Source organism: Chitinophaga sp. W2I13 (assembly GCF_050434005.1).
Lineage (GTDB): Bacteria > Bacteroidota > Bacteroidia > Chitinophagales > Chitinophagaceae > Chitinophaga.
Map to the genome: position 1 here is coordinate 529419 of NZ_JBNPWD010000001.1, position 26472 is coordinate 555890.

General features: G+C 48.0%; 25 protein-coding genes. 18 read left to right on the forward strand and 7 right to left on the reverse strand.

From position 1 onward, the window contains the following. The first annotated feature begins 10 nt into the window (after nt 1–10). A complete protein-coding gene (locus QFZ48_RS02145; RefSeq protein WP_429060943.1) occupies nt 11–1327 on the forward strand; it encodes a 4Fe-4S dicluster domain-containing protein in 1317 nt (438 codons plus the stop codon). A 47-nt stretch (nt 1328–1374) separates the two neighbouring features. On the opposite strand, the gene QFZ48_RS02150 is transcribed toward QFZ48_RS02145, so the two are convergent. The 6 genes from QFZ48_RS02150 to QFZ48_RS02175 all read right to left on the reverse strand — a co-directional run bounded on the left by QFZ48_RS02150 (nt 1375) and on the right by QFZ48_RS02175 (nt 10450). Further along, a complete protein-coding gene (locus QFZ48_RS02150) occupies nt 1375–2781 on the reverse strand; it encodes a PKD-like family lipoprotein (protein WP_429046118.1) in 1407 nt (468 codons plus the stop codon). A 16-nt stretch (nt 2782–2797) separates the two neighbouring features. Then, nucleotides 2798–3637, reverse strand: a complete 840-nt coding sequence (locus QFZ48_RS02155) for a DUF4843 domain-containing protein (protein ID WP_429046116.1) — start codon at nt 3635–3637, stop codon at nt 2798–2800. A gap of 10 nt (nt 3638–3647) precedes the next feature. Continuing rightward, on the reverse strand, nt 3648–5102 hold the full coding sequence (locus QFZ48_RS02160) for a RagB/SusD family nutrient uptake outer membrane protein (RefSeq protein ID WP_429046114.1): 1455 nt from the start codon (nt 5100–5102) through the stop codon (nt 3648–3650). 11 nt (nt 5103–5113) lie between these two features. Then, entirely contained in the window at nt 5114–8593 is a 3480-nt protein-coding gene (locus QFZ48_RS02165) for a SusC/RagA family TonB-linked outer membrane protein (protein WP_429046112.1), read from the reverse strand. Between the two features lie 128 nt (nt 8594–8721). Beyond that, nucleotides 8722–9765, reverse strand: a complete 1044-nt coding sequence (locus QFZ48_RS02170; protein WP_429046111.1) for a FecR family protein — start codon at nt 9763–9765, stop codon at nt 8722–8724. A 106-nt stretch (nt 9766–9871) separates the two neighbouring features. After that, nucleotides 9872–10450 carry an RNA polymerase sigma factor gene (locus QFZ48_RS02175; RefSeq protein ID WP_370912668.1) on the reverse strand — a complete coding sequence of 193 codons (579 nt, stop codon included), beginning with the start codon at nt 10448–10450 and terminating at the stop codon, nt 9872–9874. A 196-nt stretch (nt 10451–10646) separates the two neighbouring features. On the opposite strand from QFZ48_RS02175, the gene QFZ48_RS02180 reads away from it, so the two are divergent. The 12 genes from QFZ48_RS02180 (at nt 10647) to QFZ48_RS02235 (ending at nt 19967) form a co-directional block, all read left to right on the forward strand. Continuing rightward, nucleotides 10647–11093, forward strand: coding sequence for a (Fe-S)-binding protein (locus QFZ48_RS02180; protein ID WP_429060946.1), 447 nt, complete (start codon nt 10647–10649; stop codon nt 11091–11093). Between the two features lie 28 nt (nt 11094–11121). Then, nucleotides 11122–11427, forward strand: a complete 306-nt coding sequence (locus QFZ48_RS02185) for a heterodisulfide reductase-related iron-sulfur binding cluster (RefSeq protein ID WP_429065449.1) — start codon at nt 11122–11124, stop codon at nt 11425–11427. A 23-nt stretch (nt 11428–11450) separates the two neighbouring features. Beyond that, nucleotides 11451–11957: a hypothetical protein gene (locus tag QFZ48_RS02190; RefSeq protein ID WP_429046103.1), complete on the forward strand. Its 507-nt coding sequence runs from the start codon at nt 11451–11453 to the stop codon at nt 11955–11957. Nucleotides 11958–12174: 217 nt separating this feature from the next. Continuing rightward, nucleotides 12175–13587 (forward strand): tRNA (N6-isopentenyl adenosine(37)-C2)-methylthiotransferase MiaB, encoded by a 1413-nt coding sequence (miaB, locus tag QFZ48_RS02195; RefSeq protein WP_429060949.1) that lies wholly within the window; start codon nt 12175–12177, stop codon nt 13585–13587. A gap of 127 nt (nt 13588–13714) precedes the next feature. Continuing rightward, nucleotides 13715–13918, forward strand: coding sequence for a HepT-like ribonuclease domain-containing protein (locus QFZ48_RS02200; RefSeq protein WP_429065451.1), 204 nt, complete (start codon nt 13715–13717; stop codon nt 13916–13918). Between the two features lie 6 nt (nt 13919–13924). Beyond that, the gene (locus QFZ48_RS02205) at nt 13925–15163 is read left to right on the forward strand and encodes a sigma-54 interaction domain-containing protein (RefSeq protein ID WP_370912672.1); all 1239 of its coding nucleotides are present in this window, start codon (nt 13925–13927) and stop codon (nt 15161–15163) included. Between the two features lie 24 nt (nt 15164–15187). After that, complete coding sequence (gene lptE / locus QFZ48_RS02210; protein ID WP_370912673.1) at nt 15188–15709, forward strand: LPS assembly lipoprotein LptE; 522 nt, start codon at nt 15188–15190, stop codon at nt 15707–15709. Between the two features lie 33 nt (nt 15710–15742). After that, complete coding sequence (locus QFZ48_RS02215) at nt 15743–16681, forward strand: hypothetical protein (protein ID WP_429060952.1); 939 nt, start codon at nt 15743–15745, stop codon at nt 16679–16681. A 5-nt stretch (nt 16682–16686) separates the two neighbouring features. Next, nucleotides 16687–17046, forward strand: a complete 360-nt coding sequence (gene secG, locus QFZ48_RS02220) for a preprotein translocase subunit SecG (protein WP_429046097.1) — start codon at nt 16687–16689, stop codon at nt 17044–17046. A 133-nt stretch (nt 17047–17179) separates the two neighbouring features. Next, the gene (mltG, locus tag QFZ48_RS02225) at nt 17180–18232 is read left to right on the forward strand and encodes an endolytic transglycosylase MltG (RefSeq protein ID WP_429046096.1); all 1053 of its coding nucleotides are present in this window, start codon (nt 17180–17182) and stop codon (nt 18230–18232) included. Nucleotides 18233–18246: 14 nt separating this feature from the next. Continuing rightward, complete coding sequence (locus QFZ48_RS02230) at nt 18247–19206, forward strand: YihY/virulence factor BrkB family protein (RefSeq protein WP_429046095.1); 960 nt, start codon at nt 18247–18249, stop codon at nt 19204–19206. A gap of 152 nt (nt 19207–19358) precedes the next feature. Further along, nucleotides 19359–19967, forward strand: a complete 609-nt coding sequence (locus tag QFZ48_RS02235) for a redoxin family protein (protein ID WP_429046094.1) — start codon at nt 19359–19361, stop codon at nt 19965–19967. A gap of 2 nt (nt 19968–19969) precedes the next feature. On the opposite strand, the gene QFZ48_RS02240 is transcribed toward QFZ48_RS02235, so the two are convergent. Then, nucleotides 19970–22501, reverse strand: a complete 2532-nt coding sequence (locus QFZ48_RS02240; RefSeq protein WP_429060955.1) for a M14 family metallopeptidase — start codon at nt 22499–22501, stop codon at nt 19970–19972. A gap of 129 nt (nt 22502–22630) precedes the next feature. Here QFZ48_RS02240 and ggt point away from each other — a divergent pair, with 129 nt between their 5' ends. From ggt to QFZ48_RS02265, 5 genes are read left to right on the forward strand one after another with little or no spacing between them, the layout of a single operon-like run. Continuing rightward, complete coding sequence (gene ggt, locus QFZ48_RS02245) at nt 22631–24337, forward strand: gamma-glutamyltransferase (protein ID WP_429060957.1); 1707 nt, start codon at nt 22631–22633, stop codon at nt 24335–24337. 15 nt (nt 24338–24352) lie between these two features. Then, a complete protein-coding gene (locus tag QFZ48_RS02250; protein WP_429060960.1) occupies nt 24353–24880 on the forward strand; it encodes a DUF1572 family protein in 528 nt (175 codons plus the stop codon). Between the two features lie 6 nt (nt 24881–24886). Beyond that, entirely contained in the window at nt 24887–25309 is a 423-nt protein-coding gene (locus QFZ48_RS02255; protein WP_429046088.1) for a hypothetical protein, read from the forward strand. A gap of 5 nt (nt 25310–25314) precedes the next feature. Then, entirely contained in the window at nt 25315–26085 is a 771-nt protein-coding gene (locus tag QFZ48_RS02260) for an aminotransferase class I/II-fold pyridoxal phosphate-dependent enzyme (protein ID WP_429060961.1), read from the forward strand. Nucleotides 26086–26093: 8 nt separating this feature from the next. Then, nucleotides 26094–26369 carry a hypothetical protein gene (locus QFZ48_RS02265; protein ID WP_429060963.1) on the forward strand — a complete coding sequence of 92 codons (276 nt, stop codon included), beginning with the start codon at nt 26094–26096 and terminating at the stop codon, nt 26367–26369. Nucleotides 26370–26472 lie beyond the last annotated feature (103 nt).

Consider the following 26472-nt stretch of genomic DNA (forward strand, 5'->3'; position numbering starts at 1 on the left):
ATCTGAGCTAATGCGAATTGTACAAGAATTATTATTTGTGATCCTGTTCGGAACAGCGGTATATCTTTTTGCCCAAAAAGCAATCCGGATAAGAAAAAACATACTACTGGGACGTGATAAAGACCTGAGCGACCATCCGGATCAACGCTGGAAAAACCTGCTGTTGCTGGCTTTTGGTCAGAAAAAAATGTTCCGTAACCCGCTGGTAGCTGTACTCCACTTCTTCGTATATGCCGGATTCCTGATCATCAACATTGAAATCCTGGAAATCATCCTGGATGGTATCCTGGGCACACATCGTTTATTCGTTCCCGTATTAGGCCCGGTTTACCCGGTGCTGATCGGTTTATTTGAAATACTGGCTGTGCTGGTGATTGCCGGCTGCGCCATCTTCCTCATACGTAGGAATATATTGAAGCTGAAACGCTTTATGGCCCGCGAACTCAAAGGGTGGCCGCGCTCAGATGCCAACTATATCCTGATCACGGAAATTGTGCTGATGCTGCTGTTCCTTACTATGAACGCTGCAGATCAGGCTTTACAGGCCAAAGGCGCCTCACATTATGTAGCTACCGGCAACTTCTGGATTTCAGGGATGTTTGCGCCCCTCCTCAGCGGCATGTCTGAGGGCTCGCTGGAAGTACTGGAACGCAGCTGCTGGTGGCTGCACATTGCCGGCGTACTCGCTTTCCTGAACTATCTTCCTTACTCCAAGCACCTGCATATTATCCTGGCATTCCCCAACGCATATTACGCCAGCCTGGAACCAAAAGGTGAAATGGAAAACATGCCCTCCGTACAGCATGAAGTACAGCTGATGCTGCAACCGGAGCTGGCTGCCAACGCGCCCGCCTCCGATACCGTGCCTAAGTTCGGCGCCAAAGATGTAATGGACCTTACCTGGAAAAATTTGCTGGATGCCTATAGTTGCACAGAATGCGGCCGCTGCACGGCTGCCTGCCCGGCCAATATCACCGGTAAACTGCTGTCGCCCCGCAAAATCATGATGGATACCCGCGACCGCCTGGAAGAAGTAGGCCACAACATCAAAGCCAACGGCGGCACCTTTAAAGATGATAACAAAGCCCTCTTACGCGATTATATTTTAGAAGAAGAACTGCGCGCCTGCACCACCTGCAACGCCTGCGTACAGGAATGTCCCGTGAGCATCAACCCCCTGGATATTATCCTCCAGCTGCGCCGCCACCTGGTAATGGAAGAATCCAGCGCCCCGGCAGAATGGACCGGCATGTTCAGCAATATCGAAAATAATATGGCCCCCTGGAAATTCAGTATGGACGACCGGGATAAATGGACCGGGGAATAATCTGCATAAAAAAAGGAAGGTTTAAAACCTTCCTTTTTTTATGCAAATTAATTCGTTCTCACAATCACATCTTTCGGCGCTCCCGGAATACCATCCACCCTCTTTGTGGTTTCACCATTATGCCCCGTGCCTACATTCAGGTAAAAAATACTGCCTCTTACTCCCACCAGCAGCTGGTTGCCATTTTCCAGCAACTTCAGCATAGTGATCGTTTGCCCGCCGAATGAAGAAGCCATTTCCTTTACATCTTTATTCAACGGGTTATACCGGTACACCTTATCTGCCTGTGTAAAATAAAATACACCCACCGGCGACTCTGCCCAAAGCGTGGCCGCACTGATCTTATCCGCAATCACCGGCTTCCTTTTTTCCAGCGCATGAAAAACAGGATCGCTGCCTGTTCTGAACTCCACGCCAAAACGCAGTTCCCTGATCTGCCCCGCACTGTCGCAGAACGCATAACATACGTTATCTGAAAAACGACCCAGGTGCAACATATCCATCTTCAGGTTCTTCGGTGTAAAAGCGGAATCTTTTACAATGTAATTGGTATCAAGATAATTGCCCCAATCCATCCGCACCATCTTCCGCTTCGTTTCTTCAAAACCCACAAAATACCCGCGGTTATCAGGATCACTGGCAATAATAGACGGCGACAGGCTATAGGTACCGGAAAGCGGGATGCCCATAAAACCGTAATAGGTGGCAAAAGGAGCTGTTTCTGTAGCGCCGCGGTATAATTGTTTATTGATAATGCCCACGGGTACACCAAGACTCGAAGGGATAAAAGTAGATACCTCCAGCGGCCCCGGATCAGAATAAAAATTCTTCGCCAGGGTTCTTATCTTTCCAAGGTTATTGGGATCAATATAAACGCCGCCTGTTTTAAAAGTAGCCCAGTAGCCGGTAATGAGATTGCCATAATTAACATTCTTCATCATGGTTAGCTGCAATGCGCCGCCAGGAAGGGTATCGTGATTAATATTGGTATATACGTCGGCTTGTACTGTCCCATCTTCTTTAATAAAAGATATTTTGGAAGACGTTACATCATCACTCAACACCACCGTACCACGTGTAAAAGTAGCGGTACCATTGATCACAAATTTATAATAGTACTTCATGCCGGTAATGCTATCGTACACAATGTATACTGCGGGGTAACGCGATGCGCCCAAACCAAATACAATGCGCAGCTCCTGGCCGGTATAATCCTGCGTTCCCATCTGGCCCGGAACGGATATCTTCCACAATCCCTGGTACTTTGTATTACCGGAGGCCAGCACCACTTTCGGCGATATGATAAAGCTATCCCCTACAACCGCCATGTAAGCGGTATCCAGCTTTGTGATCACCGGCTCCGGGATTGGGTGATAATCGTAATTGCCTTTGTCTTTATAGCAGGCGGTAAATAATACCAGGATGCCAATGATATATAGAAATACATGTTTCATGCGTATAGATTTTTGGTTATTGTGGTACAATCCTGTTCCCGTTTTCATCATGGAAATAATACCTGCCATCCGCAGTACTGTGTTCCAGCGGGTATTTTTTATTAAGATTACCGGTATTGTAGAAATAATAAGTACCGTCCGGTTCCTGCCCGATAGCATATCCCTTATCCTTATAGTCGGCCGCACGGGCAATAGGATCCATCATAAACGCGCGGAACTGCCGCAGGTAAAACAATGTTTTGGGAGTAGACTGCCAGTCGGAATTATCCAGCTGTAATTCAGTGGTACCGGATGTACGGATAAACAGTTCATGCTTCACACGGGAATAAACACCAAGGTCGCTTTCCCATACCACCCACCACAGCGGCTGTTCCAGCCGGTTTGAAAAAGTAACCTTAGCAGTGTCGTAGGAAGGGAAGTCATTGCCAAATGCACTGGAAGCCATGATCTTTAGTTTAATCACCACAGAGGTGTCGAGCAACAGCGGATCGCTGCCGGAAATGATCAGCGGCAAAAAAGTCCTGCCTGAATCTGCCGGGATCTTATAGGCCGAGTCCAGCATTTTGTAATGTAATCCCACGAGGGCGGTAGTACCCTCAGCTATTACCATTGCTTTGAACCACCTGTCGTACGATGCCCGTTCCCCCGAAATCCTTACCGGCAGTAAAAGCGTGTCTATTGATTTTTCAGGAAAAAGCGCAAAGGAATAAAAGAAGCTGTCTATCCTGGTATTCTTTATATAATCTGTAAAATCAAAATAAACATTATTGTTCTCACGGAACACCAGATCATCCTGCTTTTTGCATGCCATCAGCAGTATCCAGCTGAACATGCCTGTCGCTATTATCTTTTTCATGTGTGATATTTTATCGGTTACCGTATGCGATTTCATCATCAGGAAGCGGCAGTACAAACACGCCATCGGAGGGTGGCACCGGCTTACCGCCTAATCCCACTATCGACCTGTTCAGGCGTTTGTACATGTAGAATAGCTGTCCTTCCCCATACAATTCCTTGCGCGCTTCTTTCAGCAGTTCGGCATAAAAACTGTTGGTATCTGCCGGGCCGCTATATGGCCCGATACCGCGGTGTAACCGTACTTCATTGAAATATGCCCATGCCTTATCCGGATCAGTGGCAAAAGTGCATTCCGCGGCGATGTAATAAATTTCACTGAGCCGTAACGCAGGCCCCATCAGGTAATGAAGATTGTCATCTGTGCGCTTGTATTTTTCCAGTTGCAGATAAGTAGTGCTGTTAACGGATTGTTCGCTGAACCACTGTTTAAAGCGGAAATCCTCCCCGCCTACGCCTGCTACTTCATAGATGTTTTTACCTTCTGTACTGGAAATAAATAATCCTTCCCCGGTGCCTTTCCGGAACAGGTCATTCATGGCATCTTTCCGGTTAGGCATATAAAAGCCGAAGATCAGTTCCTTATACAGGATCCTGTCTTTCTTTGCATCATTGCCATTCATGAAATCTTCCTGCCGGGTCCACGGAAATTTATTGGCATTAATGATTTCCAGGGCATTCTGTAATGCGTGTACCGGGTCTTTTTTATAGAGATATACCCTGGCCAGTTCGCCGCATACCGCGTAATAATTTAAACGGTGCCGGCGCTGCTGCGCAAACATTTCCCCATTGGCTTCGGTACTGGAATCCGCGATCATATATCCTACTTTATAACCCGCATTTAAGATAGGGTCTACTCCACGCAGTATTTCTTTTGCTGCAGTGAGATCTTTGATCACAGAATCCAGCAGCGCAGTTACGGTTTGCATCGCGGCAGCGTTCTTGGAAAACGCTGTTGCATAAGGCACGCCTCTGGCGGCCGGCATGCTGGCAAAGGAAGGAGCAAAAAGGCGGAGCGCATCAAAATGGCACCAGGCCCGCATAGCCAGCGACTCTCCCTTTATCAGGCCGTAGTTAACGCCCGACAGGATACTTTTTTGCTGATCTACTTTAGCAAGAATTAAATTGCTGTTGGCAATCACTTCATACAATCTTTGCCAGATCCTGCCTTTCCTGTCGATCAGACTTTTATCTTTATAGTTATACAGGGATGCCTGCCTGTAACCTGCTCCGTCGAGAACAGGGATCGCATAGTTCTGCGCCAGTACATCCGGCAAACCACCCATCAATTCCTTGCCATAGATATCTTCATTCAAACACAGGCTGTAAAGGCCATTCACCGCATCTTTAAAGCCATCTTCGCTTTTGAACAGCTCATCACCGGATACTTCCGAAATCGGTTTAATATCCAGCCATTTGCTGCAGGAAGTGGTAAATAATAAAATGAGGACTAAATACTTCTTCATATATAATGATTTTAGAACCTTGTTTGAAGTGAGAAAGTGAAGCTCCTGGCAAACGGATAGTCAATACCTCTTTCTGCCGCTACGGTAGACCAGTAGCCGATATCATTCATATTGAGGGAAAGCCGGAGGCTTCTCATCTTCAAACGGTTGTAGAAGGCTGCAGGCGCTTCGTAAGAGAGGTACAGCGATTTAAATTCCAGCCTGTTTTCTTTTTGTACAAACCGGGAAGAAGCCCTGGTCAACGACTGATCCGCAATGTCTTTGTAGAAAGTAACATCTCCCGGTTGCTTCCACCGGTCAGTTAGCACGCGGGAGTCTACGTTAAATCTGGGATCTGCATTTTCCACACGGTCCAGCAACGTCTGGTTGTAGTAGTCGCCGCCAAACTTGGTATAGAAGCTCACTTCCAGCATCCAGCTCTTATACACCACGTTGCCGCCAAAGAAGCCTTCCAGCTTGGGTGTTTGGTCCCCTACCGGCACCGTATTTTTTACATCATAGATATACGTTTTGGAGCCATCCTGGTTCAGGAAAATTTCTTTACCGTTTTCAGGATCAATGCCCAGCGACCGTACTGCGTAAATGGTATTCATGGATTGGCCTTCTTTATAGCGCAGCAGCGATAAAGATTTCAATTCATCTTTTTCATTTTGTTGCTTGTCGATATCATCGTTATAGGCTTTGAGCGCATTGGATATTTTGGTGATAACGTTGGTATTATGCACCATGTTGACCCAGAGGTTTACAGACATATCGCGGTTACGGTATACGTTTCCACGGATGTTAAACTCATATCCTTTATTCACCATTTCTCCCAGGTTCTCTTTATACTGGTAAAAACCGGTGGAAGGCGCTACATTGATATCTGCCAGCAGATCCTTGGTGCGTTTATAATAATAGCGGGGCGCTACATACAACCGGTCGTGGAACAGGCCGAGTTCTGCACCCAGGTCGTAGTTTTGTGTGCGCTGCCATTTCAGGTTGGAGTTGCCATACGCTTTAAAATGCGCTCCTACGCCGGTAGAGTACCAGTCGCCAGTATAATACTCATAAGTAGTATTGGACAAATAAGCAGGGAAAGATACTTCCCCTGTTAAACCGGTGGTGGCTCTCAGTTTCAGCTGCGATACAATCGTGTTACGCAAAAACTTTTCGTTGTGCAGGTTCCATCCGAGGCCATACGACCAGAAAGGCGCCATGCGTGCATCTACCCCGAACTTGGAAGATCCGTCAACCCGTAGCGTGGCGTCCATCAGCAGGCGGTTCTGATAAGAATAGTTAATACTTGCAAGCGCGCCAATCAGTCTTTCTTCATACGTTTCGCCGGTAGGCGCTTTATCTTTTTCGTAGGTTCTGGCAAAGGTGATATCGGTAAACCGGTCGTTGGTAAACCCTTGCGCCTTAAAGGTTTTCAGGGAGCTTTTAGCGTCTTGCATGTTTAACCCGAGCGAAGTGTTGAAGAAGTGATCGCCTATTCCTTTGTTGTAATTCAATACCAGGTTACCATTGTACTGTATCTCATCACGAACGCCGAAAGTATAGCTGCCACGGTCTTTCAGGTCGTCGCCGGTTTTATCAAAAAAGTCGTTGCTATAGGGAGAAATGAACTGATCGGCGGTAGAGCGGCGTTTGGTTAAGCTGAAGTCTCCGCGGAGTCTCAAAGTATTGGTGATATTATATTCAGCAGAAAAGGCGTCGGTAAACTCCAGGTATTCTGATTTGTTGAAGCTGGCAAGGGTAGCTTCATACATGGGGTTCAGCACGGTGTTGAGCTTCATGCCATTGGTTGCGTAATCCGGCACATTCCATTTATCCAGTTCCCGCAGCAGCTTGCCGGTAGAATCGGTTTTAGGGAAATAAGGATTCATGCGCGCATAGGTGGAAAACTCCCCGTAAGGCGATTCACGGCCGTTTACCTGCGAGATGGTAAACTGGTTGCGGAACAGTACCTTATTATCTTTCAGGTTGTATTGCAGGTTGGTAGCGAGACTGTAACGGTCGCGTCCCGAGCCTTTCATCGCTCCTGCATTGGTTTGGTAACGGCCGTCGATAATATATTTTAGCGACTGTGATCCGCCTTCCAGCGTCACGGAATGTTTATGACCAAAATCGGTGGCAAGTGGCTGCGACAGCCAGTAGGTATTTACACCCGCCAGTACATTCCTCCGTTTGGCGTAGTACTGCATCTGCAGTTCGTCCTGCCCTTGTCCTAATGCATTTTCGTATACCCCCGACAGTCGCTCATATTCCAGTTTCTGTTCGCCGTTGAGCAGGTTGTATGCCGTGAGGTCTGGTGTGGTAACATTCAGTTCATAGCCATAGGTGAGCGACAACTTGCCTTCTTTCGGAGGGCGGGTAGTGATCACGAGTACGCCGTTGGCGGCACGGGAGCCATAAACTGCGGTGGCTGCTGCATCTTTCAGCAGGGTTACTGCCGCGATCCTGTTGGGATCAAGGTCGTATACCGACTGCACCGGAACCGGGTAACCATCAATTACAAACAACGGCAGGTTGGGTGTGCTGTTGATCTGGTTGCGGGTGAGTTCCGTGGTTTTGCCGGTAGGCAATGCGGTAGTGCCTCTTACATTGATGTTGGGCAGCGCATTGGGGTTGGAACCGGAGAAATTATTCTCTACGAGTTTAAAAGAAGGGTCGAAAGATTGGATACTGGCCAGGATATTCTGGGGGTTGAATCGTTTTAGCTCTTCTCCCGTAATAGTAATAGCCGATCCGGTGAAATTATCTTTCTTGATATTCTGATAACCGTTTACCACCACATCTTTCAGCGACTGCATATCGGTGAGCAGGGTAACGGAAATGGAAGTACGTTTTCCTGCTTTTATTTCCTGTGTTTTAAAGCCGATGTAGCTAAAAACCAGTACAGCGTTATCGGGAACGTCTCTCAGTTCAAAGCGGCCATCTGCGTTGGTTTGTACGCCATTGCGGGTACCTTTCACCACGATAGTGACGCCGGGGATAGGCACACCGTCTTCCTGCGTTACCTGTCCTTTCACCGGCGGATGCATGGGTACCTCCTGCACCGGTGCAGGGGCGGTGGTTACTACAGCTGCTGCCGGGGTCGCAACCGGCGCCTGTTGCTTCGGTGCGGAAGCAGGCGGAGCAGGCGCATCTTTCCGGAAGATGATATAATTATCCGCGCCGGCTTCTTCTACCTCCAGGTTTAGTGGCTGCATCAGGCGTTGCAGGTAAGCCTGCATTTTAACCGATGCTGTTTTTGGCGAAGGAACCGTTGCTTTCAGGTCTTTGATGGTGTTGCCCGTATAGTTGATACGTATCTTATACCGGTCTTCCAGTATCGCAATAACCTCCTTCAGGGGAAGTGGCTGCTGCTGTGTAACCGGGCGGGCAGTGGCATACAATACATCATGTTGACGGTGCAAAGGCGCCGCTGTAGCCGGCGACACACAAAGCTGTATCAGCAGGGCCATAGCCATGCTTCCGCCAACACGCCTGGCGTAAAATTCTATCATAGCAATAGATTAGGTTGGTTGAATAATTGTTACCTCGTTATTATGGCTGATTATAATTTCATCGGTGCATAAGTTTCCCCTTCCCGGATACGGCGGGCAGGGCATTGTTTATTATGTCAGTTCAAATACTATTGTTGGTTGATCCTGTATGTCCGGGCGCCCGTTTTTGTAACGGTTACCTGTAACGATCTGGATAATGTTCTGAAAAATACTTCTACATTATCTGTAGGTACTGTTCCTGTAAATGTTTGCCTGCCGAGGCTTTCTTCCTGGAGCTCAATAGTGATGCCCAGGTTATCCTGCAGGGATTTAATGACTTCTGTAATGGGCGTATCTGTAAATAATAGCTTTTTACTTTGCCAGGAAGAATATACTTCCGGGTCTACTTTTTTATTGGTCAGCTCATTGGTGGTGGCTGAGTAAGTGATCATGTCGCCGGGCTTCATGATGATAGATGCTGCCGTATCGCTTCCGCGGGGACGCAGCGCCAGTTTCACCACGCCGTTGTTCAGTACTACCTGTGTTTGCACCCGCCGGGTGTTAACATTAAAAGCGGTGCCTGTTACCTGTACGTCCATGTCGCGCGTATGCACTACAAAACGCTGGTTATTGTGTTTATGCGTTACCGTAAAAAATGCTTCTCCTTCAATCCATACTTCGCGGGCATCCTTTGCATTCCATTTCTCCGCATATCTCACGGAAGAATTCACGTTCAGCCGGATCTCGGAGCTGTCGGGCAGCAGGATGGTTTTCAGTTCTCCCATTTGGGTAGCCTGATGTACTTCCCCGCCGGAGAACAGGAAAAAAGCAGCGGCATATAAAACTGCAATACCGGCCAATACAGCTGCATAAGGCAGCCATCTCCTGTTTTTAATGGTATTCATTACCGGCTGCAGGGCAAAAATGCCCGGTTTGCCTGATTTTTCTGTTTTGTCGATGGTTTGTTCAATACGGTTCCAGGTATCCGCTTCTGCGGCAGCATCAGGTACCCAGGAAGGGGAACCTATTACCTGCAGCCATTGCCTGGCCTGCATTACGGTTTCACGCTTATCCGGATTATTGCCCATCCATTCCTCCCAGAAAGCGGTGGCGGTGGCATTGTTATCCAGCACCCAGCTCCGGAAAGAAGGTTCCTGCAAAAAATCTGAAATAGTGAATTCCCTGAATCTCATCTTCAATACTTATAGTGTAAAGTAAACCGGTGTTAAAATCTTAGCGTTCCGGCGCCACTTTTTTTTATTTTTTTTTGCCGCCTTTCAATTGTCTGTTAAACACTCATTAAAATGGCCATAATAAAAAGAGGGTAACCAGTTTGTCGCTGTGCTTTTTGAGAAAGCGCAATGCCTGCGACAGCAGCACATACGTGGCATTCACGCTGAGCGACATCAACGCGGCGGCTTCCTTTGTATCCAGGCCCTGGAAATAACGCAGGTGCAATACCTCCTGCTGCCGGCGTGGCAACTGGTTGATCACTTTTACCAGTTTCTGCTGCTGCTCCCTCTCCGACTCCCGCCCCATGATGATCTGTTCCGGGTTGGTGCTGAAATCAGCTTTATCCATCGAATGATCAAACATACTGGGAACATACAGGGGCTTCAGACTGCGGATGATATTCCTTTTAAGACTGGCCAGCAGGTAAAAACGAATGGTATCAGTAATGGATAAACGCTCCCGGCTGAACCAGAGTGTCACAAAAAGATCGTGTATACAATCCTTCACGATGGTTTCATCGGGATGAATCTTCATTCCATAGTTGAACAGTGCGGGGAAATGCTGTGTATAAATAAAAGACAATGCATCCTTATCGCCTTCCACTACCTTGATCCATAGCTCCTTATCATTCAGGCTGGCGTACAATTCAGTTAGATTTAAAATTTGTGCGGTTCTGTTTTTTATCTTTATATTCAATTCGTCTTAAAGATATAAACAGTAATAATAGTAAGCAAGTGTCGGAATTTAAAGGATACACCCAAATTTTAGACAGTTGCATGACTTTTCGGCTTTTCATTTGATTGCATGCAATCATTTTCGGTATTAATTTAAAATAACAAGAATGCATATTAAGACAATGGCAGAATATGCCGCAAACGGAGAAACCCCGGAAGTACTGTTCTGGGTGGGATGTGCAGGGAGTTTTGATCAGCGTGCCCAGAAAATAACCCGGGCATTTGCTACCATCCTTGAAAAAGTGGGCGTCCGTTTTGCCATTTTGGGAAAAGAAGAAAGCTGCACCGGGGATCCGGCAAGAAGAGCAGGTAACGAGTTTATTTTCCAGATGATGGCGCAGAATAATATCCAGTTGCTGAATATGTATGAAGTAAAGAAGATCGTTACTGCCTGCCCGCATTGTTTTAATACGCTGAAAAATGAATATCCCGCACTGGGAGGTAACTACGAAGTAATACATCATACCACCTTCCTCCAGTCGCTGATCGACGAAGGAAAAATAAAGATGCAGGAAGGCGGCACCTTCAAAGGCAAAAAAAATAACTTATCATGATTCCTGCTACCTGGGCCGCGCCAATAATATATATGAAGCGCCCCGCAAGGTATTGGAAACCCTGGACGCCGAACTCGTGGAAATGAAACGCTGCAAAAGCAATGGCCTTTGCTGCGGCGCCGGCGGCGCACAAATGTTCAAGGAAGAAGAAAAAGGCGCCACCCGCATTAACTTTGAACGCGGACGTGAGGCCGTAGCTACCGGGGCGGCCGTGATCGCCTCCAATTGTCCTTTTTGTATGACCATGCTTACCGATGGCGTAAAAGACGCCGGCAAGGAAGAATCCGTAAAGGTGCTGGATATAGCAGAACTGATCGCAGAGAGCATGAAATGAATCCATTTACCTAAATTTGTGTTATGAATACCAGCAACATCTTCCCTTCAGGCTTTTCTCCCGCCTCCAGGGTTTGGATATACCAGAGCAACAGACCATTCAATGAACAGGAGATACTGGAAATTAACGAGCAGTTGCACCAGTTCACCGCCCAGTGGAACGCCCACGGCGCTCCCGTAAAAGGCTGGGGACGGGTGGTGCTGAACCAGGTGATCGTATTGATGGCAGATGAATCGCAGACCGCCGTAAGTGGCTGCAGCACAGATAGTTCCGTTCGCATTATCAAAAGTATAGAACAGCAGTACAGTGTTAATATGTTCGACCGCCTCCTGCTCGGCTTCATCGTAAAAGATAAAGTGGAGTTATTGCCTATGGCCCAGGTCAGCTATGCACTGGAGAAAGGTTATATCGATGAAAATACCATCTACCTGAACAATACCGTACTTACCAGGCAGGAACTGGATACCCGCTGGCTTCAGCCGCTGAAAAACAGCTGGATAGCCACAAAGCTGAAGTTAAAAACCGCGTAACTTTAAACTGGCAGGGCGTTAGCGCTTCAAGTCCACCTTTCCTCCGGGCATACTCCGTGGATACACCGGGTATACAGCGTAAAAACCATATTATCTGTTTCCGGATCATTAATGTCCTTTTATAGAGCACATTAATCATCCGGAAATACTATTTTCTGCCATTCTGTCATTTTGTTATTTTTATTACCTATTTTTGCCTTCCAAAATTTTTGTCAGGATGCTTGATCTGGATACCAAAGTGCATGATGAAAGTCGCCAGGGAGAAGCTTTTGCTCCTGCAACGACTGGCACCCAAACATATACTAAAAAATTTTACATTGAAAGTTATGGTTGTGCAATGAATTTCAACGACAGTGAAATTGTTGCCTCCATCCTGGGCGAGGAAGGCTATGGCCCTACCCGCAATGCGGAAGAAGCCAGCCTCATACTCCTCAATACCTGCTCTATCCGCGAAAAAGCGGAACAAACCGTACGTAAACGTCTTACTGAATTCAAAAAAATAAAGCAGCAAACCCCCGGCATGCTGGTGGGTGTTTTAGGCTGCATGGCCGAACGCATCAAAGGTAAACTGCTGGAAGAAGAGAAACTGGTAGACCTGGTAGTAGGCCCCGACGCTTACCGCAGTCTCCCGGCGCTGATTGCAGAAGCAGGAACCGGTCAGAAGTCGGTGAATGTATTGCTAAGCCGCGAGGAAACCTATGGGGATATCAGCCCGGTACGACTGGATAACAACGGGGTTACTTCTTTTGTGTCCATTATGCGGGGCTGTAATAATATGTGTTCCTTCTGCGTGGTGCCGTTTACCCGTGGCCGTGAACGCAGCCGCGACGCCTATTCCATTGTGAAGGAAGCTGAAGAGCTTTTCACCAATGGCTACCGCGAAGTAACGCTCCTGGGCCAGAATGTTGACTCCTACTACTGGACCAGCAACGACGGCAGCGAAACCATTACATTCGCCATGCTGCTGGAAAGAGTAGCGCTCATCAATCCTTTGCTGCGCGTACGTTTCAGCACTTCCCATCCGAAAGACATTACAGATGAAGTACTATTCACCATGCTGAAGTACGATAACATCTGCAATTATATTCACCTGCCCGTACAAAGCGGCAGTTCACGCATCTTGCAGCTCATGAACCGTACGTATACCCGCGAATGGTATATCAAAAAGGTAGACCGCATCCGTGAACTGATCCCCGACTGCGGCCTGTCTACCGACGTGATCACCGGCTTCTGCACGGAAACTGAAGAAGATCACCAGGATACGCTCAGTCTGATGCGCTATGCCCGCTACGACCTGTCTTATATGTACTTCTACTCCGAACGTCCGGGTACACTGGCAGAACGCCGGTATACAGATGATATTCCGGAAGAAGTAAAGAAAAGTAGACTGGCCGAAGTGGTGGCGTTGCACCGCGATATTTCGCAGGAAAACATGCTGAAAGAAGTAGGCAAAACGTTCAAAGTATTGGTAGAAGGCACTTCCAAACGCTCCGATGAGCAGCTGTTTGGCCGCAACGATCAGAACAAGGTAATCGTGTTTCCAAAGGAAAACTTTAAAAAAGGCGATTATGTGATGGTTAAAGTGGAAAGCTGCACATCAGGTACTTTGATCGGGAAAGCTGTAGTTTAGCAATAAATAATTGATAGTATGATAAATCCGATTATTTCCCGTCACCTGGAAGAGATAAAAGATACTTGCAATAAACATCATGTAAAATATCTCTTTCTGATAGGCTCTGCAGCCAGGATTACAAATAATAGGTGAAGCCGTCATTTGTGCGCTAAAAATAAAGCCCGATCTGAATATCAGTGAGGTGCAAAAAATAAAAGCAACAAGGAACATTATTGTTCATGACTATGATGGGATCAATTACAGGATTCTGTGGGATATCGTCAATAATCATCTTCCCATTTTAAAAACGGAAGCTGAAGCTATTTTAAACCATCAAACATATGAATAACCGCTTATGGACATACAGGCTATAAAAAACAGGTTTGGCATTATTGGTAGTAGTCCTGCGCTCAATTACGCATTGCAGGTGGCTGTTCAGGTAGCCAATACCGATCTCACGGTACTCATTAACGGTGAAAGTGGTGTTGGTAAAGAGGTTTTTTCACAGATCATTCACGCCCTGAGCGCACGTAAACATAATCCGTTTATTGCCGTTAACTGCGGCGCTATCCCCGAAGGTACCATCGACTCCGAGCTTTTCGGTCACGAGAAAGGATCCTTTACCGGCGCGGTCGACAGCCGTAAAGGTTACTTTGAAACCGTTAACGGCGGTACTATTTTCCTCGATGAAATTGGCGAAATGCCAATGGGAACACAGGCAAGGCTGCTCCGTGTACTGGAAACCGGTGAATATATCCGCGTGGGTTCCTCCAAAGTACAGAAAACAGACGTGCGGGTAGTAGCCGCTACTAACCGCGATTTGCTGGAACGTACCCAACAGGGCAAGTTCCGCGAGGATCTTTACTACAGGCTCAACACAGTCCCCATCCGGGTGCCTGCGCTCCGCGACCGTAAAGAAGATATTCCTTTGCTGTTCAGAAAATTCTCGGTCGACTTCTCCGAAAAATATAAAACACCTTCGATACAACTGGATGAAGAAGCCCGTAATATCCTGGTGAACTACCCGTGGAGAGGTAATATCCGCGAGCTGAAAAATATTGCAGAACAAATTTCCGTTCTGTCTTCAGATAAGCTGGTAACTGCCAATGATCTGAAAAGGTTCCTCCCTGATCAACCGGAAGTGAACCGCCTGCCCATGTTGGCGGCGCCACAGCAGAACAGCGATTTTAACAGTGAGAGGGATATCCTGTACAAACTTTTCTTCGATATGAAGAAAGATGTAACAGAAGTAAAGAAAATGTTCTTCGACATCCTGCAAAATCCGAATATGCCACATGCAGCTGAGTATCATCCTGATAATCATGTGCTGCACACTTATCCCGGCGCTGCAGAAATGAATACGCCTCCCGGCGCCGGCCTGGGACCAGCGCAACAGCCCATTATCCTGTCGGATAATAAAATTGATCATCACGAAGAAGTAGAAGAAACATTATCTATTGCCGACAAAGAGAAGGAACTCATTGTGAAAGCGCTGAAAAAACACAAAGGCAAACGTAAGGATGCCGCGCTGGACCTCGGTATTTCCGAAAGAACGCTTTACCGCAAACTCAAAGAATATAATATCGCCGAATAAACGAATCTTAATCTTAGCACCACAATGATCAGCAATATCAAAGTATTTATAGCCATCGGCGTAATGGCAATATTGGCAGGTTGTAGCGTGAAGTACTCTACCACCGGCGCCAGTATCGAACAGGGAGCCACCACCGTGAATGTACGCTTCATCGAAAACAGGGCGCCCATCAATAACCCGACCCTGAGCCAGAAGCTGACAATGAAACTGCGTGATAAGATTACTTCACAAACCCGTCTCACACAGGTGAACGAAACAGAACCCCGCGCCGATTACGAGTTCAAAGCCACTATTACCGGCTACTCCTTTTCCAATGCGGCGGTAACCAATGTGGACCAGGCGGCTACTTCCAGGCTCAATGTTACTGTAAACGTTACTTTCATTAAAAGGATAGGCGATAAAAAAGGCTTCACCCAATCCTTCTCCCGCTCAGCAGAGTTCCCGGCCACGCAATTGCCCAGCTCCGTGGAAAACAATCTGCTGGAAAGCAATATTATTCCCGGTATCACAGATGATATCTTTAACAGGGCTTTTGCAAACTGGTAGTGTGTAATCATTAATTTATTACATTAGCAACCTATGACGGCAAACAGGATTATAGCACATGTGTTTCTACAACCCTCCCTGGAGTTGGTGAATGAAGCGGCAATGGAGCAACTGGTAGCGGATCACCCGTATTTTTCCGCAGCCCGCCTCCTGCTGGCAAAAAAAGTATACCAGGAAACCGGCAACCTTCATCACCCCGCCGTAAAAAAAGCGCTCCTGTATTCAGATCAGCATCACTATGCTTATCAGCTGATTACAGCAGAAGAAGTGTTAAAGGTTGTAGAAAACCACGTAGCTGCCATTATTCCGGAAGATGCACTCCCGGAGGTAATGGAAGAACCGGAGGCGCCCATCGCCGTCGCGGATTTTGAACCGGGTAACGCCAGTCATACCGCCACCGCGGAAATACTCCCACCACCGGTAGTAATGCCGGCGGCTACCAACGGGCAGGATCATGCAGAGGCCGTGGATGAAGAAGAATCAACTTCCTCCGGCCCTATTAAGATATTCCCGATGGCAGCGGCCGAAGAAGAAACGGAACTGATCTTTCAACCTTTATACACAGATGATTATTTTGCTTACAAGAGACTTAAAAATCCCGATGAAGCAGATGATTTAAACGAACAAGGAGCGGCAGAAATGAAGAGTTTTACTTCCTGGTTACGGCAAATGAAAGACAATTTTGCCGGGAAAACCAGCAAAGACTGGTATCACCAGCAGTTACACCGGATGTATGAAGAAGAGGAAGAACCGGAAGTTTCTGAAACCGTGGAAAAAATGGCGATGGACTCCATTGTATTCAACAATGATATCGTTTCAGAAACCCTGGCCGAAATCTGGGTACGCCAGCAGCAGTATGGCAACGCGATTAAGATATATCAAAAATTAAGTTTGCTTAATCCCGACAAAAACGCTTATTTTGCGCAAAAGATATTAGACTTAAAGTCAAAAACAGATAAAAATAAACAGTAATTTCTATGTTGATAATTTTTGGTATCCTGATCATATTAGCCTGTGTGTTGTTGGGCTTCTTCGTGCTGATCCAGAACCCAAAAGGTGGCGGACTCTCCGGCAGCCTCGGTGGTGTTGGTAATCAGGTGATTGGGGTGCGTCAGACAACTGACGTATTGGAAAAAGGTACCTGGATACTGGCGGCACTGATTGCCATCTTGTGCCTCACTGCTCCTTTCTTTATTGGTAAAGGCAGCAAAGTGCAGCAGGTTGCACCAAGTGCAGTAGAAAAAGCATCCGCTGGCCAGCCAATTGCGCCTCCGGCACCATCAACTCCGTTACCAGGCACCCCTGCTCCGGCACCGGCTCCTGCTCCCAACAAGTAATTAACACTATCAGCATAATAATATTTGAAACCTCGCCGTTAAAAGCGAGGTTTTTTTTAATGGCAACCGGCGGCGTATATTGAAAAACCTGGCTGATCACGCCTTTGCCCACTTGTAACTTCCAACACGATCTATGGCGAAGAAAAGCAAACAATCCAGCGCAAAATCAGTCTGGATAAGACGGATACTGGTCATTGCCGGCTGTTTGGCGGCCGGTGCACTGGTATATACCTCCTACCGCGTATTTGGCCCCAATACCAAACCATTTGGCGACAGCAAATACTTTTATGTGCGCACCAACAGCACCTACTCAGCGGTACTCGACGGACTGGAAGAACAGGGCATTATCCGCAACCGCAACAGTTTTAACTGGGTGGCGGAAAAACTCGACTATCCCAACCGCGTAAAAGCAGGACGCTATAAAATTACCCACGGCATGAGCAACTTCGACATTGCCCGCATGCTCCGCTCCGGAAAACAAACACCGGTGGTACTCGTGATCAATAAACTACGCACCAAAAACGATTTCGTCAGGAAGATCTCCAACAACCTGGAAGCAGATTCCAATGTAATGCGCTCCCTGATAAATGACCCGGTATACCTCCGCCAGTTTGGCCTGGATACCAATACCGTCATGTGCGCCATCATCCCCAATACATTCGAATTCTACTGGAATACCGGCGCAGAAGCCGTATTTAAAAAACTGGAAAAAGAAAGGGAAGAATTCTGGACGGCGGAAAGAAAAGAAAAAGCCGCTAAACTGGGCCTCACCGCCAATGAAGTAACCATTCTTGGCTCCATCGTGGAAGAAGAAACCAATAAAAACGATGAAAAGCCAATGGTTGCCAGCGTATACCTCAACCGCTACCGCAAAGGCATGCGCCTCCAGGCAGATCCTACCGTGAAGTTCGCACTGCAGGACTTCGGGCTGAAAAGGATCCGGGAAAATCATACCCTCTTCGATTCGCCGTATAACACTTACCGTTATGCCGGCCTGCCCCCGGGACCCATTTGCACGCCCTCGGAAAAAACTTTAAATGCCGTATTGAATACTCCTGAAACAGATTACCTTTATTTTTGTGCCAGAGCCGACTTCTCCGGCTATCATGCTTTCGCAGCCACCTATGCCGAGCACCTGATAAACGCAAGAAAATACCAGGCAGAACTGAATAAAAGAGGATTCTAAATAAAATAACAAATTTGGCCTTCAGACCCGAAAACATCATCTTCCGTTCAAAACCCTACCGCCGGCTGGTGGCAAGGACTAAAACACTGATCCTTCCCGGGTTTGAAGGCATTCCACTATACGACGTACTGAAACACTTCGGACAGGAAACCAAAAGCCGGGGACTGGGAGACCGCGCCAGGGCCATTTCCTTTAACTTCCTCCTGGCCATTCCACCATTTTTCATCTTCCTGTTCACACTGGTACCATACATCCCGGTGCAAAACATAGAGCCCACCCTCTACGACCTGGCGGAAGACCTGACACCCAACTACAACACCTATATGATTGTGCGGGGAATGATCCACGACTTCCTCTACACACACCGCAACGGATTGCTCTCTATCGCCTTCCTGATGGGATTCTTCTATTCCTCCAACGGCGTAATGGGTATTCTTCGTTCCTTCAGTAAAATACAGGGCGCCGGCTTCCGGAAAAGAAAATGGTGGCAAAACAGGCTGATAGCACTGCAACTCACCGCCATACTGGTTTTCCTGCTGCTCATTACCGTTGCCCTCATCATTGCTCAAGGCGCTACGCTCCGCTGGCTGTTTAACATCATCGGCATCCACAGCACCTTATTACGGAACGTGATCGATATCGCCCGGTGGGTACTGATCATTATGCTTTTTTACTCGGTGAATGCGGTGCTGTACCGCATTGGCGCCGCTACCACCACCCGCTGGAAATTCATTACCGCCGGCGCCGCCGTAGCCACTATATGCATGATCCTGGTGACCATAGGGTTCTCCTGGTTTGTGAATAATTTTGGCAACTATAATAAGATTTACGGATCTATCGGCACCATTCTCGTACTCATGCTGTGGGTGTTCTTCAACTCCTTTATCCTCCTCGTAGGGTTTGAACTGAATGCCAGCATCAGAACCATCAGCGACGCAAGAAAAGAAGCAAAAAAAACTTCCCTGCCCGCATAACAAACCTCGTCAACTTCTTCTTTTATTCCCTGACAAATATTTTTATCTTATTCTTTTTTATTATATCTTAAACGATTATTTGTCTTTGAAAAAAGACAGGAATATCCTGTAGCATTTTACTATATTTAATCAGGACCTGAAAACCATACGCTATGATAAAGGCCACCTTTTATTTATCCTGCTGTACTATTTTACTTTCTTCCTTTCAACCAAACCGGGAAGTTCCCCTGGAACCGGGATCTCCTTTACCAAAGTCAGAAATTGCCTGTACCGATATTTCCGGAAAAGAGATTTCATTGGGCGCAGCAAAAGGCGCCAACGGATTGCTGGTCATCTTTGGAAGTAATCAATGCCCGTACATGCTGCGCAACCAGGAACGGCTGCGTAACATCTGCATGTATGCTTCAAAAAACCGGATCGGCATCATTATGGTGAACTCCAACGAAGCTGCGCGTACCGGCAATGAATCCTTTGCCGCCATGAAGCAGTATGCCACCTCGCAGCATTTCACCTGGTATTATGTGATAGATAAAAATGCGGTACTGGCCAATGCCTTCGACGCCAATCATACACCCGAATGCTTCCTGTTTGATAAAAACAGCCTGCTCGCTTATAAGGGCGGAATTGACGACAGTCCGGGTAATGCAGACGCTGTAAAAACACGCCTCTTACAGAATGCCATCAACGAAATGCTGGCTGGCAAACCTGTCAGCGTAAACACTTCCCATACCCTGGGATGTAATATAAAAAGGAACCTGTAAAACTATTGTCCCACCAGGAAAACTGCATTGCTAAACAACAGCTTGCCATTTTCCCAGAAACTTCTGAACAGGGGATTATCTGCAAGAATAATCACTGATCCGTTACCTATTTCTTTCACACCAAACAGCAGCCCGTCTTTCAACTGCTGCCGGGTAGATGCCCCCACAAAGCCGGTGAGGTAGCTGTCTTTCTTTAACACGCCCACATTCCAGCCGCTGCTTTCAATAAACTCATACAAATGCGCATCCTGCTTCAATGTATAATACAAAGCAGGGTAACCAAAAGCCAGCGGATGCGTGGTATCCAGCTGCACTTTATAAATGGCGCCGGGTATAAACTGTTTAATGCTTTCCCGCTCCCTGTTGGCATAAGGTTTCACGGCATCATACGGATGCGCTGCTGCGGCTTTCTCTTTGGCGTCTTTATCTTTCTCTTCTTCCTTTTTCAGTTTAATGCCCCAGTCGACGCCCGCTACCTGTACCGCCGCACTTTCCAGTGCAATCAGTTTTCCCCCGTTATTCACCCATTCTTTCAGTTTGTCGGTAGCCGCTTTATCTTCAAACATCTTATAATCCCCATCTGCTAAAATCAGCACATCGGTCCGGTCCCAGTTAATATCATCCACATTTCGTTCATCCACTACCGTTACAGGGAAATCCAGCTGCTGCTCAAAGAAATGCCATATCTCCCCCATGCCCAGTGAAGAGATGCCTCTTCCTGCCAGCAGGGTTACTTCCGGCTTGCGGATAAACCGGATCTTGTCTGAGCCAAAGTCCATTCCTTTATCTACGAACCCAGTAGCCACTGCTTCCAGTGAAATCTTAAAATGATTGGCCTGCATGGTGATGAACCGGTCGAACTGATCTCCTTTGGCAGTATTGCCCGAACGGGTAATAATAAGCGTACCTGCGGGGAAATCCTTACCGCCGGCAGTAAACGGTGTTTCTGTAAACCGTACTTTAATATCGTTTTGCAATAACGCCGACAGGAATTTCACATCGCGCACGCTGTTCCATTTAGCCAGGTAAGCATAGGGTTGCTGTATCGACAACGGCGCGTTGTTACGTGCCGCCGGCGCGTCTGCCGCTGGTGTTAACGGCAGCTTCACCGCATAGGAAGTTAACCCGTAAGCATACGGCAACGCCCATGCAGTAATATCGTAGGTAATGGAATCTGTTAAATGAGAGACCGGTTCAAACAATACCCGCAGCATATTGGAATGTGGCTGATAGGCATTGATCACCAGGTCTTCTTTATCGATGGTAAACGTTTCTGTTTTGCCGGTAAAGTAATTGAAGCCGCTGGCGCTGCCGGTGTTGGCGCCAAAGCCGAATGCGATATTATTTTTACGCAGCAGTTCTGCCAGCGTGTTAAGCTTTTCGGTGTTGCCGCCGGCCTTCACCACATATGATTTATACCCGCCCTGTGGCGCTTTCTGCGCCGCTTCAAAGTATTGGGTATACTCCTGGATAATCTTGTCTGCCTGTTGGGACGCCACTTCTATGGTAGACATGCTGGTGGTGAAATGATGCGCAATACGGTCGGTCAGTGTAAGCGTATCGCCGTCTTTTTTCAGTACTGCCACGCCTGCCCTTCCGCTGCCCCCCTGCTCGTACGTCATGCCAATGGCGCCGTTGTACATGGGATAGGTATCGCCATAGCTGGGATAGAACAGATCGAAACGTTCCTTTGTGAAATACAACCAGCCCTGCTGATCAAAGTACTTCGCATTGTTTTTACCAATGAGCACCTGCAACTGGCGCTGCCAGGGTGTAATAGCGTCATGAAAAGGTTCTGCTGCAGGCGCAAAATAATAAGGCGCTTCTATTTCCTGCTCATGAAAATCCACATGCAGCTGTGGCATCCACTGGTTGTACTTCGCCACCCGCTGCTGCGATTCTTTTTGTGTTTGCCAGGCCCAGTCGCGGTTCAGATCGAAGTAGTAATGATTAGCCCTTCCGCCTGGCCAGGGTTCATTGTGCTCCCTCGACCAGCGGTTTACATTTGGTGTAGCGCCGCGGGTGTTGTTATAGAAGTTCACATATCTTTCACGTCCATCGGGGTTCAGGCAGGGGTCAATTACCACCACGGTATTCTTCAGCCACTGCTGCGTTTGTGCATTCGCGTTATTCACCAGTTCGTAGAGGGCCTTCATCGATGCTTCCGTGGAAACCGCTTCATTACCGTGCACGTTATAGCTTAACCAGACAATCACCGGCTGATTGCCGGCGCTGTTGCCTTTCGCGTTGGACATGTCCAGGCTGTGCTGCCGGATCTCCTCAAGCCGGCCGGCATTTTCAGGAGAAGCAACAATTGCCAGCACCAGCGGCCTGCCTTCATAGGTAGTGCCATACTGTTCCAGCTTTACATTTTTCGCTGTAGCGGCTACCTGTTTGAAATAGTCTACCACTTTATAATGTGGCGTAAACTGTGTTCCCAGGGGATAACCGAGAAACTGATCAGGGGTTGGCACCTGGGCATTTGCAAAAAGAACGCCCAGCATAACAACGGTCATTAGTATAAATCTGCGCATAGAAAGCCTGCTATTATTGGATACTGTAAGTTAGGAATTGTTTTCGGGTGATAATTATTAACACTGCTTAAATTATTAAATTTCCTATAATTCCCCGCATATCCTTAATTTCGATCCAAACAGATACCCATGCGTTTCCTTATCATGCTGGGGATGACGGTATGCACTTTACATACCGCCTGTGCCCAGCAAACAACAGATGAACTACATCCTTACGATTATAGTGTAGAAAAAGATATCAAAGTGCTGCATGGAGCAGTAGTATCTGCGCATCCGCTGGCCAGCCGTGTAGGCGCCATCGTACTGCAACAGGGCGGCAACGCGGTGGATGCGGCCATAGCCACGCAGCTGGCGCTGGCCGTGGTATACCCGGGCGCCGGCAATCTTGGCGGAGGAGGGTTCCTGGTAGGTCACCTCAAAAGCGGCCGGAATATCGCCATTGATTACAGGGAAACAGCCCCGGCAAAAGCGCACCGGGATATGTACCTCGATTCTCTTGGCAACCCGGTTACCCAGCTGAGTCTTGATGGCCAGCTGGCCGCAGGCGTGCCTGGCACCGTTGCGGGGTTATTTGCCGCGATGAAGTACGCCAGGCTGCCTTTTGCAAAACTCATAGATCCGGCTATCCGCCTGGCAGAGAAAGGGTTTGTGATCACTGAAGCAGAAGCCAGTGGCCTGAACAACGCCAGGGCTGATTTCGAAAGACTGAATACCAGCAAAACCGCCTTTGTAAAAGAACAACCCTGGAAGGCCGGCGACACACTGATACAAAAAGAGCTGGCACATACGCTCACGCTTATACGAAATAAAGGAGCCGCAGGATTTTACCAGGGAGAAACCGCCGCCAGCATCGTGGCAGAAATGAAACGCGGCAACGGTATCATGACCCTGCAGGATCTCAAAAGCTATAAAGCAAAGGAAAGGACAGCGGTAGCTTTTAACTATAAAGGCTATACGATTGTAACCATGCCCCTGCCTTCCAGCGGCGGCATTTGCCTGCAACAGCTGATGGGCATGGTGGAAAACTATCCCATCTCGCAATGGGGATTCCAGTCGCCACAGGCGGTTCAACTGATGGTGGAAGCGGAAAGGCGCGCGTATGCCGACCGCGCCCAGTTTCTCGGCGACCCCGATTTTGTGAAAGTGCCCATCTCACAACTTACTGATAAAAAATACCTGGCTGCCCGCATGCAGGACTTTACACCCGGTAAAGCAGGTTCCAGTGAACAAACCAAAGCGGGCGTGCTGCCGGAAAGCGAGGAAACCACGCACCTCAGTATCATCGATGCCGATGGCAATGCAGTGGCGGTAACCACCACCCTCAACGGCCACTTCGGCAGCAGAACAGTGGTAGGCAAAGCAGGCTTTCTACTCAACAATGAAATGGACGACTTCAGCGTAAAACCCGGCGTGCCCAATATGTACGGACTGGTAGGCACCGAAGCCAACGCCATTGCACCGGCCAAACGCATGCTCAGCTCCATGACGCCTACCCTCGTTTTACAAAAGAACGAAGTATTATATTCATTGGGTACACCCGGCGGCGCGACTATCATCACCTCCGTTTTTCAAACGCTGATGAATACACTGGAATTCGGGCTTACCCCATCAGAAGCTATCAACAAACCTAAATTCCATCACCAATGGCTGCCGGATGAAATTGCCGTGGAGAACGATTTTCCCGACACCACCATCCAGGCGCTGGAAGGGATGGGCTATAAAGTAGTGAAACGCGGCGGCATTGGCCGTACAGAAATTATTAAACGGGCGCCTGAAAGCCGCTACCTGGAAGCTTCCGGGGATAAACGCGGCGACGACAGCGCAGCAGGATATTAACTTAAAAACATTGACATGTCTATTCAGTCTATCTATTTACAAAGTGTACTAAAACGGCTTGAAATACACCGGGAGCTGGGCCTTAAAACCATGCTGCGGCTCAACAAAGCGCAGCTGAACTGGCAACCGGAGGGAGAGCCGAACAGCATTGCCATGATTATAAAACACCTGCATGGCAATATGTTATCACGCTGGACCGACTTCCTCACCACCGACGGAGAGAAGCCCGGCCGTAACCGCGACGGGGAATTTGAAGAAAGCGATCTTTCCCCGGAACAAATCCTCCAGCTTTGGGATGAAGGCTGGAACTGTATGCTCCTGGCTATCCGCAGCCTGCAGGAAACGGACCTGGACAGGACCGTGTTTATCCGTAATGAGCCTCACATTGTGATAGATGCCATTAACCGGCAACTGGCTCATGTGCCCTACCACGTGGGGCAAATCGTATACATCGGGAAAATGATCCTGAAAAGTAATTGGGAAAGCCTGTCCATCCCCAAAGGCGGATCGGCAGCCTTCAATAAAGAAAAAACAGGGAACTGACCATCCATGAAAATACGTCATCTACTTACCGTTATCGCGGTGCTATCTGTGATCACCGCCTGCCAGGGTAAAAAGAACAATGAACTGCTGATGAATAAAAAGTGGCGGGTATACGATGTAAAAATTCCACCGGAGTCGCCCATCAGCAACACACAATACATACAGGCGCAGGACCTTAAAAAAGGTTACTACCGGGATGCTTATTATCAGTTCCTCGATAACAACGTTTTCGTGGCCACTATTGCAGGCAGGTCGGATACCGGTAAGTACTTTATCCTCAGCAATGGCGCCATGATCTCTGTTACCGCGAAGAACGGCGACCGTAAGGTGGAGAACCTGGTTACTGTTACCCGGCTTACAGAAGATTATTTCGACATGCAGGTAACTTCTACCGATTTCCAGTTTATCTTATGTACTAAGAAAGATTAACGGCTATGTTGTATACGGATCACACGCCCGGCAGAACAGTGACACAGGACGGCCGCAGCTGCCTGTTCTTTTCGGGGTTTGCCTACCTGGGGCTGCATCAGCTGCCAGCCTTCAAACACCTGCTTATACAGGGGATTGAAAGGTATGGCGCCCTGTTTCCTTCTTCCAGGTCGGCAAACTTACGTTTATCCATATACGAAGAAATAGAACATGCCCTGGCTGTTCATTTGCAGCAGCAGTCGGCCGTTGTTTTTTCCTCCGGGTACCAGGCATCGCAAGCCGCTGCACAATACGCTGTCAGTAACAAGCAGCCCCTGTGTGCACCGGATGCGCATCCTTCGCTGTGGCAGCAGCAACCGGAGTTGCCGGCTATGAGCCGCGAAGAATGGATTACCCAAACCACTGAAAAAGTAAACACTCACCCGGATCATCACTTTGTGATCATCACGGATACGGTGAACCCGCTTACCGGCACTATTCATTCTTTTCACTGGTTGCAGGAATTGCAGCGCAAAGTATTGGTGCTGGCAGATGATTCCCATGGCATCGGTATATTAGGCCCGGCCGGGCAGGGCGCCATTCATTTTCTGCCGCAAACACCTTTTGTAAGATACCTGCTCACCGCCTCATTGGCAAAGGCCTACAGTATTCCCGGCGGCGTTGTTGCCGGTCATGCAGCCGATATCATGGCCATCAAAAAACTGCCCGTGTTTTCCGCCAGCACGCCTATGATGCCGGCCTATGCTTATGCGTGGCTGCAGTCCGCGGTGAACTGATTGTCAAAATGCACCGGTCGTTACAGCAAAACATCGCCTTTCTTCTTCATCTTACCGCCAACACCGCTGTGCATAATCCGCATGGCCTGCCCATGTTTATTCTTCCACCCGGTGAAGCATTGGTACAATACCTGCAGGAAAGGGACGTGATCATTTCCAGCTTTGCATATCCGCAGCCACATAGCCCGGTAATCAACCGGGCGGTAGTTTCTGCGTTACATCTCCAGGAAGATATGGCAACGCTGCACCGGTTCCTCCAAGAGTTTGGTGTCACAAAAGCATAAATGCCTGAACAGGAGATAGCCCATACTTTACAGTTGCTTTTGACATGCTTTGGAGATACACCTGATCAGCGGGAATATCAAAAAAAAGAGATTGTATTACGTT

Bases quoted from the DNA above. Each gene is read 5' to 3' on its own strand.
- QFZ48_RS02145 (WP_429060943.1), top strand. From the start codon at position 11: ATGCGAATTGTACAAGAATTATTATTTGTGATCCTGTTCGGAACAGCG.
- QFZ48_RS02150 (WP_429046118.1), bottom strand. From the start codon at position 2,781: ATGAAACATGTATTTCTATATATCATTGGCATCCTGGTATTATTTACC.
- QFZ48_RS02155 (WP_429046116.1), bottom strand. From the start codon at position 3,637: ATGAAAAAGATAATAGCGACAGGCATGTTCAGCTGGATACTGCTGATG.
- QFZ48_RS02160 (WP_429046114.1), bottom strand. From the start codon at position 5,102: ATGAAGAAGTATTTAGTCCTCATTTTATTATTTACCACTTCCTGCAGC.
- QFZ48_RS02165 (WP_429046112.1), bottom strand. From the start codon at position 8,593: ATGATAGAATTTTACGCCAGGCGTGTTGGCGGAAGCATGGCTATGGCC.
- QFZ48_RS02170 (WP_429046111.1), bottom strand. From the start codon at position 9,765: ATGAGATTCAGGGAATTCACTATTTCAGATTTTTTGCAGGAACCTTCT.
- QFZ48_RS02180 (WP_429060946.1), top strand. From the start codon at position 10,647: ATGCATATTAAGACAATGGCAGAATATGCCGCAAACGGAGAAACCCCG.
- QFZ48_RS02190 (WP_429046103.1), top strand. From the start codon at position 11,451: ATGAATACCAGCAACATCTTCCCTTCAGGCTTTTCTCCCGCCTCCAGG.
- miaB (WP_429060949.1), top strand. From the start codon at position 12,175: ATGCTTGATCTGGATACCAAAGTGCATGATGAAAGTCGCCAGGGAGAA.
- QFZ48_RS02205 (WP_370912672.1), top strand. From the start codon at position 13,925: ATGGACATACAGGCTATAAAAAACAGGTTTGGCATTATTGGTAGTAGT.
- lptE (WP_370912673.1), top strand. From the start codon at position 15,188: ATGATCAGCAATATCAAAGTATTTATAGCCATCGGCGTAATGGCAATA.
- QFZ48_RS02215 (WP_429060952.1), top strand. From the start codon at position 15,743: ATGACGGCAAACAGGATTATAGCACATGTGTTTCTACAACCCTCCCTG.
- secG (WP_429046097.1), top strand. From the start codon at position 16,687: ATGTTGATAATTTTTGGTATCCTGATCATATTAGCCTGTGTGTTGTTG.
- mltG (WP_429046096.1), top strand. From the start codon at position 17,180: ATGGCGAAGAAAAGCAAACAATCCAGCGCAAAATCAGTCTGGATAAGA.
- QFZ48_RS02235 (WP_429046094.1), top strand. From the start codon at position 19,359: ATGATAAAGGCCACCTTTTATTTATCCTGCTGTACTATTTTACTTTCT.
- QFZ48_RS02240 (WP_429060955.1), bottom strand. From the start codon at position 22,501: ATGCGCAGATTTATACTAATGACCGTTGTTATGCTGGGCGTTCTTTTT.
- ggt (WP_429060957.1), top strand. From the start codon at position 22,631: ATGCGTTTCCTTATCATGCTGGGGATGACGGTATGCACTTTACATACC.
- QFZ48_RS02250 (WP_429060960.1), top strand. From the start codon at position 24,353: ATGTCTATTCAGTCTATCTATTTACAAAGTGTACTAAAACGGCTTGAA.
- QFZ48_RS02255 (WP_429046088.1), top strand. From the start codon at position 24,887: ATGAAAATACGTCATCTACTTACCGTTATCGCGGTGCTATCTGTGATC.
- QFZ48_RS02260 (WP_429060961.1), top strand. From the start codon at position 25,315: ATGTTGTATACGGATCACACGCCCGGCAGAACAGTGACACAGGACGGC.
- QFZ48_RS02265 (WP_429060963.1), top strand. From the start codon at position 26,094: ATGCACCGGTCGTTACAGCAAAACATCGCCTTTCTTCTTCATCTTACC.